Origin of the sequence: Nitriliruptor sp. (genome assembly GCF_040882075.1) — a bacterium.
GTDB lineage: Bacteria > Actinomycetota > Nitriliruptoria > Nitriliruptorales > Nitriliruptoraceae > Nitriliruptor.
In genome coordinates this window covers 32,020-45,069 of the sequence record NZ_JBBEBZ010000228.1, presented here as the reverse complement: position 1 = coordinate 45,069, position 13,050 = coordinate 32,020, and the positions used below count along the sequence as shown (strand labels likewise).

General features: G+C 73.9%; 11 protein-coding genes. 5 read left to right on the top strand and 6 right to left on the bottom strand.

The genetic code is table 11. The features are described from left to right. Positions 1-54 precede the first annotated feature (54 nt). From WEB03_RS16620 to WEB03_RS16610, 3 genes are all read left to right on the top strand, one after another. Positions 55-804, top strand: a complete 750-nt coding sequence (locus WEB03_RS16620; protein WP_368072035.1) for a hypothetical protein — start codon at positions 55-57, stop codon at positions 802-804. Then, positions 801-2,117, top strand: coding sequence for a class I SAM-dependent RNA methyltransferase (locus WEB03_RS16615; protein ID WP_368072034.1), 1,317 nt, complete (start codon positions 801-803; stop codon positions 2,115-2,117). Before WEB03_RS16620 ends, WEB03_RS16615 begins: the two co-directional genes overlap by 4 nt. Positions 2,118-2,205: 88 nt before the next feature. Continuing rightward, the gene (locus WEB03_RS16610; protein ID WP_368072033.1) at positions 2,206-3,042 is read left to right on the top strand and encodes an alpha/beta fold hydrolase; all 837 of its coding nucleotides are present in this window, start codon (positions 2,206-2,208) and stop codon (positions 3,040-3,042) included. Between the two features lie 53 nt (positions 3,043-3,095). Here WEB03_RS16610 and WEB03_RS16605 read toward each other — a convergent pair whose 3' ends face one another. Next, positions 3,096-3,821, bottom strand: a complete 726-nt coding sequence (locus tag WEB03_RS16605) for an MOSC domain-containing protein (protein WP_368072032.1) — start codon at positions 3,819-3,821, stop codon at positions 3,096-3,098. After that, a complete protein-coding gene (locus WEB03_RS16600) occupies positions 3,818-5,212 on the bottom strand; it encodes an MATE family efflux transporter (RefSeq protein ID WP_368072031.1) in 1,395 nt (464 codons plus the stop codon). Before WEB03_RS16600 ends, WEB03_RS16605 begins: the two co-directional genes overlap by 4 nt. A 119-nt stretch (positions 5,213-5,331) precedes the next feature. Between WEB03_RS16600 and WEB03_RS16595 the strand changes: the two genes are divergently transcribed. Further along, on the top strand, positions 5,332-7,131 hold the full coding sequence (locus WEB03_RS16595; protein WP_368072030.1) for an alpha/beta hydrolase family protein: 1,800 nt from the start codon (positions 5,332-5,334) through the stop codon (positions 7,129-7,131). 72 nt (positions 7,132-7,203) lie between these two features. Here the strand turns inward: WEB03_RS16595 and WEB03_RS16590 are convergent, their stop codons facing one another. Continuing rightward, entirely contained in the window at positions 7,204-7,497 is a 294-nt protein-coding gene (locus tag WEB03_RS16590) for a hypothetical protein (RefSeq protein WP_368072029.1), read from the bottom strand. 219 nt (positions 7,498-7,716) lie between these two features. Then, complete coding sequence (gene purL / locus WEB03_RS16585) at positions 7,717-10,050, bottom strand: phosphoribosylformylglycinamidine synthase subunit PurL (protein WP_368072028.1); 2,334 nt, start codon at positions 10,048-10,050, stop codon at positions 7,717-7,719. Positions 10,051-10,181: 131 nt separating this feature from the next. Here purL and WEB03_RS16580 point away from each other — a divergent pair, with 131 nt between their 5' ends. Then, on the top strand, positions 10,182-10,385 hold the full coding sequence (locus WEB03_RS16580) for a hypothetical protein (protein ID WP_368072027.1): 204 nt from the start codon (positions 10,182-10,184) through the stop codon (positions 10,383-10,385). Between the two features lie 169 nt (positions 10,386-10,554). Here WEB03_RS16580 and WEB03_RS16575 read toward each other — a convergent pair whose 3' ends face one another. Both WEB03_RS16575 and WEB03_RS16570 read right to left on the bottom strand, forming a co-directional pair. Continuing rightward, positions 10,555-11,376, bottom strand: a complete 822-nt coding sequence (locus tag WEB03_RS16575) for a crotonase/enoyl-CoA hydratase family protein (RefSeq protein WP_368072026.1) — start codon at positions 11,374-11,376, stop codon at positions 10,555-10,557. 22 nt (positions 11,377-11,398) lie between these two features. Beyond that, entirely contained in the window at positions 11,399-12,937 is a 1,539-nt protein-coding gene (locus WEB03_RS16570) for an acetyl-CoA acetyltransferase (RefSeq protein ID WP_368072025.1), read from the bottom strand. Positions 12,938-13,050 lie beyond the last annotated feature (113 nt).

The window sequence follows — 13,050 nt, the reverse complement described above, 5'->3', positions numbered from 1 at the left end:
TGCGGACGGGGTGGACCCGCGCACCGGGGTCCAGCCGTGAGGACGATGCCCGCGATGATCCCCACACGTCCGGACCACGCCCGGAGCGCCACCCGCCGGATCGTCGGCTCGTGCCTGGTGCTCGCGTTCCTCGCCGGGTGCAGCCTGCCCGCGGCAGGTCCGGAGGAGCCCGCCGGCGATCCGAGCCGGGCCCCGCTCGGTTCCTCGGTCCCGAACCCGACACGGGACGTGTTGCTCGATGAGGTCCAGCGTCTGCGTTCGACGGTGGTCAGCGCCCGGGGCGCCCTCGGCGCAGCGCTCGCGAGCGACGACCCGCGGGCTGCCCGCGACGCGGGTGACGACGCGCTCGCCCTGTTGGTGGCCGACGCGGCCCCGGGGACCGATCCCCGACCGCTGTTCCCGGTCGACACCCTCGACCGCGACGGTGACACCGACGCTCCAGACCAGCTGACCCACACCCTGTCGGCGGCCAGGGAGCTCGGCGGCGGGCTCGGCAACGCCGTGGTGGACCTGCTCCGCGACCCGGTCGCCGGCGACCTCGGGGCGTGGCAGCGCGACGCGGCCGGTGTGCTCGCCTCGGTGACCGCCACGACGCGGGAGGCCGACGACCTCGTCGGCCTCGAGACCGCGATCGGCGAGCTGCCCGGCCTCGGGACGCAGGCCATCGCCTGGGCCCAGCTCACGGCCGCGGCCGGATCCATCGAGGACGCGCGGGCCTACGCGGAGCGCGGTGTGGCCAGCCTCGACGTCCTCGCGGTGAGCCTCGACCTGCTCGGGCTCGACGACGAGGGCGGTGACGGGTGAGCCGCCCACCGACGCGTGGCGGCGGACGCGGGCGAAAGGGCGACCGCCGTGCGTCGCCTGCCGTCCCGGCGCTGCCGCGCGACCCGAGGACGGTCCGCGTCGACGGCTTCACCCACGGCGGCGAGGGCGTGGTCCGCATCGAGGGGAAGGCGGTCTTCGTCCCCGGCGCGTTGCCCGGCGAGACGGTCGTGGTCCGCGTCGTGGAGGACCGCCGCAGCTGGGCCCGCGCCACGCTCGTCGACGTCGTGACCCCCTCCGCCGACCGGGTCGAGCCGGTGGCGGATCCGGACGTGCTCGGAGGTGGCGACCTCGCCCACGTCGCTCCGGACGGGCAGCGTCGCCTCAAGACCCGGGTGCTGCGCGAGCAGCTCGGCCGGCTCGGACGTGTCGCGGAGCCGCCGGTCCACGAGTGTCGAGCCGTCGGACCGGACCTCGGGTACCGCACCAACGTGCGCCTGCACGCCGACCCGGACGGCCGACTCGGCTTCCACCGGGCCGCCAGCCACGCGGTGGTCCCGGTCGACCGCGTGCTGTTGGGCACGCCCGAGGTGCAGGCGTTGCGGGACGTCGTCGGCGACCGGACGGGAGCCGCCGAGGTGTCGCTCCGCGCCCACGCCAGCACCGGGACCGCCGCGGTGACGATCACGCCGGGGCCCGGACCGCTCGACCTGCCGGACGGCGACTTCGACGTGGTCCTCGCGCAACCGAACGGCAGGCCGCTACCGATCCGCGGCGATGGCGTCCTCGCGGAGCGGGTCGCCGGCCTGACCTACCGTTTCGACACGACCTCGTTCTTCCAGGTGTCGGCCGGCGGCGCCGAGGCGCTGGTCGACGAGGTGCTGCGCGCCGTGGGCGCCGTCGACGGTGCGCTCGTCTGGGACCTGTACGCGGGCGTCGGGCTGCTGTCCCTGCCGCTCGCGCGAGCCGGTGCCGAGGTGGTGGCGGTGGAGGGACACCGGCCCGCGACACGCTGGGCGGTGAGCAACGCGGCCGACGCTGATCTCCCGGTCCGTGTCGAGCAAGCTCCGGTCGAGGACCTGGTGCACGCCGTCGCCGAACGCGGACGCACCGACCTCGATCCCCCCGACGTCGTCGTGCTCGACCCGCCACGCACCGGTGCCGGGACCGACGTGATCGCCGACCTCGTCGCGCTCGGTCCCGCCGCCATCGTCTACGTCGCCTGCGATGTCGCCGCGCTGGCCCGCGACACCCGCGCGTTGACCGAGGCCGGCTACCGGTTGACCGGCGCGCAGCCGCTCGACCTGTTCCCGATGACCCACCACCTCGAGACCGTCGCCACCTTCGTCCGGTGACCGCCCGGTGAGCTCCACCGCCTACCGTCCGCCTCGCAGTCGCGGCGACGCCGCGAGCGAGGGAGGCCGCGAGCGAGGGAGGCCGATCGTGCCCGAGGCCAGCATCGACGAGTTCATCTGGGAGGGCCACCGCCTCGTCTACGAGACCCACGGTGAGGGGCCGCGCACGTTCGTGTTCCTGCACGGGCTGCTGCTCGACGCGACCCTCAACCGGGGTATCGGCCGAGCGCTCGCGGAACGCGGCCACCGCGTGGTGCTGCTCGACCTCCTCGGGCACGGGCGCAGCGACCACCCGACGCACGCCTACGACCACCGCATGGAGCTGTGGGCCGAGCAGACGGTCGCCCTGCTCGACCACCTCGAGCTCGACCAGGCCGTGATCGGCGGGGTCTCGCTCGGCGCGAACGTGGCCCTGCAGGTCGCACACGGTGCCCCGGATCGCGTCCGAGGGATGGTGCTCGAGATGCCGGTCCTCGAACGCGGGACGATGGTCGGCGCCGCCGTCTTCCTGCCGATCATGGTGAGCCTGCGCTACCTGCCGTGGGCGTGGGCACCCCTGCGCCGGCTGGCACGCGCCTTCCCGGCGACGGGTCACCCCCTGGATCCCTTCGTCACCCTGATGGGCGTGCACCCGCGCGAGCTCGGCGCCGTGCTCCACGGGTTGTTCGTCGGTGCGGTCACCCCGCCGGAGAAGTCGCGGCGGAACATGCACATCCCCTCGCTGGTCCTCGGACACCGACGCGATCCGCTCCACGCGGTCGACGACGCGACGGCGCTCGTGCGTGAGCTGCCGGACTCCCGGTTCGTCGAGGCGAACTCGATCATCGAGGCCCGCACCCGACCAGCACGGGTCCTCGACGAGATGGACGCCTTCTTGCACGGCGTCTGGGAACCGTCGTCGGTCGACCGGAGCACCGGTTCCTGACCGCGACCGTCACCGTCCGGCTGGTGAGCTCGGCTCCGTGATGAGCAGGGCGGTCAGGTGCCGTCACGAACGCCGAGCACCACCCGGTCGTCCACCCGCACACGACCCGGCTGGACGACGTCGGCCACGACGCCGAGCGAGGCGCCGTTCAGCCGTCCGAGGGTGTCGAGGAGCCTGCCGTCGGTCGGGAGCCCGATCTGCGCCTGGTCGACCATGATGCAGCGAGGCATCACGTCGCGGACGCGGACGACGAGCTCGGGCCCGATCGCGAGCGTGCGCCCGACCCACCTGTCCTCCACGAGCCCGACGAGGTCCGGGGTGTCGAGCACCAGGTTCGGCCGCAGCCGGGCGACGCGGACCTCCCCACCGTGCTCGTCGGCCGCTGCTGCCAGCGACGAGGTGGTGACGAGGTGGAGCGGACCGTCGTCGTGGTGCGGCACGTCGCGCTCGGCACGGAGCCGGACCGGTCGGCCGACGTGCTCGGACAGCAGGCCGTCCACGTCCAGGTCGTCCGCGGCGCGACGCCGACCGTCGGGGAGGAGGATCGTGGGGACCAGGTCGTCGCGTTCGACGCTCGCCGTGAGCTGGAGGAGCCCGTCCATCCGCCGGAAGCGCCGCGAGGACTTGCCGCTCCCGAGCTTGCCGTCAGGGTCGGTCACGGCCCACAGCCGGTCCCCGGTGACCCCGCGTCGGTCGACGTCCACGGCGGTGAGCTGCTCCCCGACCAGCGACTTGACGGGGTAGCGCCACACCTGCCCGATCACCCCGACGGCGTTCACCCTCGACCTCCGGAGCTGCTGGGGCCGGGCGGGCCCGTGACGAGCGCGGCCCCCGGTCGCCCCCACGCGTCACCTCGGACACGGAGGACCAGCGACACCAGCCGGATCACCATCAGCGCCTCGATCGCCAGCCAGAGCCCGAGCAGCCCCCCACCCACCACGGGGACGAGCTGGCCGGCGACGCCCCCGACGACGGCCGCGATGACCGTCCACGTCCGCAGGTAGGCGAAATCCTCGGCACCCATGAGCACGCCGTCCAGCGCGAAGACCGGCCCGTTCACGACGTGTGCCACGGCAGCGACGACCCACGCCGTCCCGATGACGCCGAGCACCGCCGGGTCGTCGGTCAGCAGGCGCGGCAGCAGGTCGCGTCCCGCCACGAGCACCAGCGCGACGACCGCACCTCCGCCGATCCCCCACCGGACCAGATCCCGCCCGTAGGCGCGCGCCTCGTCGAGACGCCCCGCGCCGAGGCTGGTACCGACGATGGCCTGGCCGGCGATGGCGAAGCCGTCCATCAGGAAGCTGACCAGCAGGAACGTCTGGTAGAGGACCTGGTGTCCCGCGGCGGTGACCGCACCCACCCGCGCCGCTGCCGCGGTGACCGCGAGCAGGCCGAGCACCAGCCCGCCGGTGCGCAGGAACAGGTCCCGGCTGACCACCACGAGCGCCCGGAGCTCGACCGCACCCGGACGGCCGTGGCCCGCGATGGGCAGCCCGGTACGGCCGAGGAGCACCGCGAAGCAGACGACGACCACCACCTCGGCGACCACCGTGGCCCACGCGGCGCCCGTGAGCCCGAACCCGAGCGGGATCGCCAGCACGTAGGTCAGCGCCGCGTTGATCACGTTGGCGACCAGCGCCACGAGCAGCGGGGTCCGCGTGTCCGACACGCCGCGGAACGCACCGTGTCCGACGTAGCCGAGGAGCAGGAACGGCACGCCGACCGCCCGGATGCGCAGGTAGGTCACCGCCGGGTCGACCAGCTCGTCCACGGCGCCGAACGCGTGGACCAGCGCCGGGGCACCGAGCAGCAGCACGAGCCCGATCACGACGCCGATGACCGCCGCGACCTGTCCCGCGTGCTGGACGCGCCGGCCCGCGGCGTGGCGATCGCCGGCACCGACGGCGCGGGCGACCGTCGAGGTCGTCCCGAAGACCAGGAAGTTGAACACCCAGGACAGCGCTGTCAGGACACCGACCGCGAGTCCGAGCCCTCCGAGCTGCGCCGCCCCGAGCCGTCCCACCACCGCCGTGTCGACCAGGCCGAGCAACGGGTCGGCCACCAGGGTGCCGACGGCGGGGACGGCGAGGGTCAGGATGTGGCGGTGACGTCGCCGCGCCGGTGGGACGGCCGGCGCCGGGTCGACGGGAGCGGACGGTGGAGACATCCGCGGGACGCTACCGGTCCGGCGTGCCGCCCGGCCCGCGCAGCGGAGGCAGGAGACCCCACGTCGGGTGGCGAAGACACCGGACGCCCCTCCTCCCGCGCGGCCCGAACGGATCCCTCGTGCGCACCTCACCCCGCCTGATGGCCGCGGCACTCGCCGTGGCCCTCGTCGCCTCGACGGCTCCCGCCAGCGCCCAGGAGGCGCCGACGGTCACGAGCCACGTGGTCGAGTCCTTCGATGGCACGCCGATCGTCTCCACGCTGTTCCTGCCGTCCGGTGCGTCCGACGATGCGCCGGTGCCGCTCGTGCTGCGCACCCACGGGTGGGGTGGGACCGGCGAGACCGAGGTCGGGACCGGCACGCTCGCGCGTCTGCTCGACGAGGGCTACGCGGTGTTGACCTGGGACCAGCGAGGGTTCGGGTGCTCGGGCGGCACCGTGCGTATCGACGACCCGCAGTTCGAGGGACGGGACGTGTCCGCGCTCATCGACTGGGCCGTCGCGAACGCACCGGTCGCCAGCATCGACGGTGACCCGATCGTCGGCATGACGGGCGGCTCGTACGCCGGCGGCATCCAGACCGCGACCGCGTCGATCGACTCCCGGCTCGACGCGCTCGCTCCGGAGATCTCGTGGGCCGACCTGCGGTACTCGCTCTACTCCGGCGAGGTGGTCAACCAGGGGTGGGTCGCCGCCCTCTACGCGGCGGGCAAGGCCACCGCGACCCTCCTCGGCCAGTCCCCCGACTGCCCGGCTGGGCCGCAGGACGGGGGGCTCGACCCCGCCATCGACCAGGGCGTCACCGAGTTCATCACCAGCGGGACCGTCGGGCCGGACACCCTGGACTTCTTCGCCAAGTCGTCGCTCGCGTCCTACGGCGAGACCGACCCCGTGACCGTGCCGACGCTGGTCATGCAGGGATCGGTCGACACCCTCTTCGATCTCACCGACGGCTACCGGATCTACGAGCACGTCCGAGACCAGGGGGCACCGGCACGGTTCGTCGCCTTCTGCGGCGGCCACGTCGCGTGTCCCGACACCTACGCGGACGCGGGCGATCGCGCCCACCTCGACGACGCCATCGTTGCGTGGTTCGCCCGGCACCTGAAGGGCGAGGACGTGGCCACCGGCGCCCCGATCGAGTACCGGACCAACGACGGTGAGTGGCGTTCCGCGCCGAGCATGCCGCTGCCCGGCGCGACGGCCGTGCCGCTCGAGGGCCAGGCCGAGGGGCTCGTCGTGGTTCCCGTCCTCGACATCCCCGACGTCGAGGGGCTCGCCGGTCTCATCGCCGTGCCCGAGGGCATCCCGGGGTTGCCGATCACGACCTCGGTACCGACGGCAGAGGGCGACCCGCGCGGCGCGACGTTCCCGGTCGCCGTGGCCGAGGACGGTCCGCTCGAGATCCTGGCGATCCCCGACGTCACGGTCACGGTGTCGGGCACCACGGTCCCGCTCGACCAGGCATCACCGACGGCGCACATCTTCGTCAAGTTCGTCCACCGCGAGGCCGGCGAGGTGCTCAACCTCCAGGAGGGCGCCATCGCGGTCGACCTGTCGGACGGCGAGGTCACCGTCGACGTGCCGATGCCGGGGCTGGCCTACACCCTCCCCGAGGGCGACCACCTCGACGTTCAGGTCGCGACCAACTCGCTGATGCACGCGAGCGGACGGGTCCCGGCCGTGCTCGACGTGACGCTCGCGGGCTCGCTGCCGATCGTCGGGACGGCAGGCCGACCCAGCCCCGACGAAGGCGACGCCGTCGCGGGACCTGCGGACGGGTCCGGTGACGAGGTCGAACCGCAGCCGGTGAGCCACGACCGCCCCCTGCCGGTCACGGGCGCGAACGGCTCGGTGCTGCTGGGGCTGCTCGCGCTGTCGACGGCGGCGCTGCTCCGTCGGCGGCCGAAGTTCGCCTGACGGCCGACCGCCGACGCAGCCCGACGACCCCGATGCCGGCGACTGGCCGCGCGGCGGCTGCGGCAACGCCGGTCAGGCGAGCTCGTCGAGCTCGCGGCGCAACCGCTCGCGGCGGGTCTCGAGGTAGGCAGCTGCGGAGCGGGTCGCCCGGCGGGCCGGGTCCTCGACATCGTCGGCGCTCGCGACCCTGAGGGCGGCGAGCTCGTCGAGTTCGGAGCCTGGGGCATCGGTGTGCCCGGCGGTGGCGTCGTCGGACGGGGTGGCGTGTGAGGCGAGGTCCCGGGCAGCCCGGAACGGGACCAAGGCGGGCCGGGTCGCACGGGAGACCGTGCGGCGGACGACGTCGAGGGGCGGGTGGTGGACCATCGCGGCCTCCTCCTCGGGGGATCAGCGGCGGCCCGGCTCCGCGGCGACTGTGCCCGGCACGGACGGGTTCGATGGGCCACGGACCCGACCGTGTGGACGTCCCGCAGCGGGATGTTCACGCTGCGTGCGGCACCCGCTCGCACGGCGCGGTCGACGCCGGTCCAACCGGCCTGGGCGGCCCGTGCCACCTCGTCGCAGCGGCCCGTGCAGCCGCTCCGCTCAGCGCCCGAGCGTCGCCGCGAGGCCACCGGTCAGGGCCCGTCGCACCTCGTCCATCGGCAGGTCGACCAACCCACGGATCGTGAGCCGTTCGCCACCCACCGTGCCGACGTCCGCGAGCGGCACCTCGGCATCAGCGCAGAGCTGCGCGAACTCGCGCACGCGACGGGACGGGACCGTGATGATCACCCGTCCTGGGGCCTCGCTGCACAGCACCTGTGCGGGGGGCAGGCCGGCGCCGGCGTCCACGTCCACGCCGATGTCCCCCGCCACGGCGCACTCGGCGAGCGCGACCAGCAGCCCCCCCGTGCCGACGTCGTGCGCCGAGTGGATCCACCCCTCCGCGGCGGCGAGGTGGAGCACCTCGGCGATGGCTGCCTCGAGCTCGAGATCGACCGGCGCCAGCACGCCACCGAGCGGCTCGTCGAGGTAGCGCTGCAGCTCCGATCCCGCGAGCCCGGGAGCGGTCGGGGCGCCGAGCAGGAACACGAGGTCACCCTCGTCCTCGAGCGCGATGTCGATCGCGTCCTCGGCGTGCTCGAGCACCCCGAGGATCCCCACGACCGGGGTCGGGTGGATCGCCCGCCCTCGCGTCTGGTTGTAGAGCGACACGTTGCCACCGGTGACGGGGACGCCGAGGGTGCGGGTCGCCTCGCCGAGGGCGCGGATGGACTCCGCCAGCTGCCACATGATCTCGGGCCGCTCGGGATCGCCGAAGTTCAGGCAGTTGGTGGTGGCGAGCGGGCGGGCCCCGACGCAGGCGACGTTGCGGAACGCCTCGGCCACCACGCGGCGTGTGCCCTCGACCGGGTCGAGCTCGCACCAGCGGCCGTTGCCGTCGGTGGCGCAGGCGACCGCCCGGTTCGAACCGGGCAGGCGCACGACCCCCGCGTCCCCCATCCCCGGAGCGAGCACGGTGCCGCCGAGCACGAGGTGGTCGTACTGCTGCGTCACCCAGTCGGGGGTGGCGATGTTGGGGGAGGCCAGGAACCCGAGGGCGAAGGCACCGAGGTCGTGGGCCCCGTCCGGACCGCCACCCTCACCCGGCAGGCGGAGCGACTCGGCGTCGACCGCCGCGTAGTCGTCGAGCCACCCCGGCCGCTCACGTGGGCGGTCGTAGGTCGGGCCCTCGTCGGCGAGCGATCGCGCCGGCAGGTCGGCGATGACCTCGCCGCGCCGGTGGAGCACGAGCGCGTCGCCGTCGCTGACCTCGCCGATGACCGAGGCGGGCACGCCCCACTTCGCAGCGACGGCGAGCACCTCGTCGAGGTCGGCGGGGCCGACGAGCGCGAGCATGCGCTCCTGCGACTCCGAGCAGAGGATCTCCCAGGAGTCGAGCGTCGGGTCACGCAGGTGGACGAGGTCGAGGTCGACGTCCATCCCGAGCGACGCCTTGGACGCCAGCTCCGAGGTCGAGCAGGCGATGCCGGCGGCGCCCATGTCCTGGATGCCGGCGACGAGGTCGCGTTCGTACAGCTCGAGGCAGCACTCGATGAGCTGCTTCTCGGCGAACGGGTCGCCGACCTGCACGTTGGGTCGTTTGTCCTCGAGCGCGTCGTCGAACTCCTGGCTGGCGAGGACCGACGCGCCGCCGATCCCGTCGCGGCCCGTGGCGGACCCGAGCAGCACCGCCTTGTCACCGACGCGTTCCGCCTTGGCGAGCTGCAGTCGGTCCTTGCGCAGCACCCCGATGGCCAACACGTTGACGAGGGGGTTGCCGGCGTAGGTCTCGTCGAACACCAGCTCGCCGCCGATGTTCGGGACACCGACGCAGTTGCCGTACCCGCCGACGCCGCGCACGACCCCGTCGATGAGGTGGCGCTGGAAGGCGTCGACCGGACGTTCGCGGCCCGTGCCGTCGGTCCACCCGCCCGGGTCGCCGAAGCGCAACGGGTCCATCACCGCGATCGGCCGGGCACCCATCGTGAAGATGTCCCGCAGGATCCCACCGACCCCGGTGGCCGCCCCCTGGTAGGGCTCGACGTAGCTCGGGTGGTTGTGCGACTCGATCTTGAACGCGACGGCGAGGTCGTCGCCGACGTCCACGACCCCGGCGTTCTCCCCCGGTCCAGCCAGCACCCGTCCGACCTGCCCCCCGAGCTCGTGGGGACGCGCCTCGGTGGCCAGGCCGCGCAGGTGGATCTTGGTCGACTTGTAGGAGCAGTGCTCGGACCACATCACCGAGTACATCCCGAGCTCGGAGACCGTCGGCGTCCGGCCGAGGGTCTCGACGACCTGGTCGTACTCGTCACCGCGCAGACCGAGCTCGTGACCGAGCTCGCGAGCCCGCTCGGGGGTCAGCGTCTCGTCGGCGGGGAAGGTGCGCTCGGTCACGTGGGACGGCCTTCGCGGGGCGGGATGCGGAGGATCGGAGGCTACTCCAGCCACCCTCCGCGACCGGAGCCGACACCGGCGCTGGGTACCCTCGTCTCCGGCCCACCCGACCGCCGCTGGAAGGCTCGAACGTGGACGCCCTGAACACCCTCCGCGCCGTGCTCGTCGGCCTGGCGTTCATCGCCGCGGTCATCCTCGCGTTCGACGGCCAGTGGGTGCCGGCGGTCGTCCTCGGCGTCGGGATCCTGGCGCACTTCGGTCTGTGGGGGTACCTCCGTGCCGAGAAGCGCAGGGCCCGCGACGCCGACCCGCTCGCCGACCTCGCCCACCCCTGACCCTCGGCGGCTGCGCTCGGACAACTTCCTGGGCCGCAGCCCAGGAAGTTGCATCACCTCGTTCGCCGGAGCCGGTGCGGCCGGGCTCTGCCGCAACTTCCTGGGCGGGAGCCCAGGAAGTTGCGGGAACGACCTGCCGCCTGAACATCGGTGGAGCCGGCGCCGCGGGTCAGCGGGCTTGCCAGACGGGGGCGCGCTTCTGGGCGAAAGCGGTGATGCCCTCCATCGCGTCGGCGGTCGCACCGACCCGTTCGATCTCGGCCTGGTTGCGCGCCCAGTCGCCCGACTCGGACGGCACGCTGCGGTCCACGATGCCGGTCGCGAGCCGCTTGCTGGCCTGCACCGCCAACGGGGCGTTCGCGCAGACCCGGGCAGCCAACTCGAGCGCCCGGTCGAGCACCTCGGCCTGCGGGACGATCCGGTTGATCAGGCCCCACCGCGCGGCGTCCTCGGCCGTGATGGGGTCGCCGGTCAGGATCGCCTCCATGGCGACCTTCGTCGGCAGCTGTTGCGGCAGCCGGAGCACCCCTCCCGCCGCGGCGATGATCCCGCGCTTGACCTCCGGCAGACCGAACGCTGCGGTGTCGGCGGCGACGACCAGGTCGCTAGCGAGCGCCAGCTCGGTCCCACCCCCGAGCGCTGGGCCGTTGACCGCCGCGATGGTGGGGATCGACACGGCGTGGCTGACGTAGCCCGCGAACCCCCACTCGGGGTGTTCGGGGACGAGCGGGAGCTCGCCGCGACCGAGCGCCTTGAGGTCGGCGCCGGCGCAGAACGACCGGTCCCCCGCGCCGGTGAGCACCAGGCACCACACCTCCGGGTCCGCGTCCGCCTCGGCCAGCGCTGCGCCGACGCGGGTCGCCACCTCGGTGTCGACGGCGTTGCGGGCCTCGGGACGGTTCAGCGTGACGACCACGGTGTGGTCGATCCGTTCCACGAGGACGGGGTCGGCGGCCGGCGGGTCGGTCACGGGTGCGGTGGGATCGGTCACGGTCGGTTCCTCGGTGAGGTTGTCAGGGGACGATGACGGGGCCGGCGTCGAGCGACGTCAACGCGACGGTGCGGCCGATGTGGGTCAGATCTCCGGATGGGAGCGCGGCGAGGGACAGCGATGCGGCAGCGGCGAGGTCACCTGGCGCCGTCGCGGCGGCGACCCGCGTGCCGTCGCTGGTCCGGCCGATCACGTAGGCACGTGCGGGCTGGCCGTCGCGCCCGTGCTCGACCGTCCAGGTCTCGATGCGTAGGTCGATCGGGCCGTCGACCTGGCGCAGCAGGTCGGCAGCGTCGCGGACCGGCGGGGCGTCGGTCGCGTCGACCGGGGTCGGGTCGGGGTCACCGACGTACCCGTCCGGGTGGGCACGATCGGCGAGGACGGTCACGTGCTGCTCGGTGAGGTAGCCGCCGTTGGCGTGGACCATCGCCACCGACGCGTCGTGTCGCAGCCGACGTGTCGTCGCGGCGATCGCGTGCAGCGAGTAGCTGCTGAGCGGACCACCGAAGGCCGCGTGGCCGCCCGTGGCACTCGGGGTGGCGTCGTCGGGTAGGCCGAGGTGCCGCATCAGTAGCTCGGGGACCACCGGGAAACAGCTGTAGACGTCCACCAGCTCCAGATCGCTCGCGGTCAGCCCGGCGCGATCCATCGCTCGGTCGAGCGCCAGCTCGAGGGCGACTGAGCGGTGGAAGGCGCGACGTTCGAGCACGTCGGCGGTGTCGGTGGCCCCGGCTCCACCCCAGACGTGGACCCACCGGTCCTCGCGGATGCCGTGCGCCCGAGCCGCGGTGACCGACGTGACGAGCACGGCGGCGGCCTGGTCCACGTGGGGCATGGCGTTCACAGCGAGGGGGTAGGGCTCGACGACCATCCGGTTCCCCGGCGCGACCGTCGCGATGTCGTCGGGGGTCCGCACCTCGCGGTTCCAGGCGGCGGGGTTGGCCGCAGCGACCTCCGTGAGACGGGCGTAGAGCGCAGCCGATCGGTGCACCCCCTCGGACGGCGCCAACCCGAGGTCGGCCTGTAGCGCGTTCTGGAACATCGGGTAGACGCGCGCCGGCAGCACGATCTCGCCCGCGAGCATCCGCGGGGTCCCGAGCTCCGAGGGATCGAACGACGGCGGACCACCCGGCTGCGCGGACCACCCCGCGGCGGCGACCGGGTCCCGCCCGGCCTTCGCGAGCGCGGTGACGGAGGCCTGCGCCTCACCACCGACCAACAGCGCGACCTCGGTCTCACCGGACGCGATCCGGGCAGCGGCCCGCTCGAGCAGCCGCGTCGGCCAATGCCCGCCGACGGTCGTGTCCTCGAGGTGCTGCGCGGCCGCGCCGATCGACCGGGCGACGAGGGCCGCAGCGTCGTCGTAGGCCCAGCTGCTGGTCCTCACAGCCGAGACGTCGCCGACCGCCCGCAGCAGGGCATCGCCGCCACCGGCATCCCCCGCTGCCGCGTGGACCGCCTCGAGGATGAGCTCCAGCGGTTCGCGGGCGGCGTCGGGATCGCGGTCGCGGTTGCCGAGCACCTCGCCGACACCCACGATCACGGCTCGTCGGTCGTCCACGGGCATCTCCTCGGTGGTGTGAGCAGGGTCGGTGGGCGACGTCCGGACGGCGGACGTCGCCGGGCGGACCGTGGGGGCCGTGGGGGCCGTGGGGGCCGTGGGGGCCGTGGGGG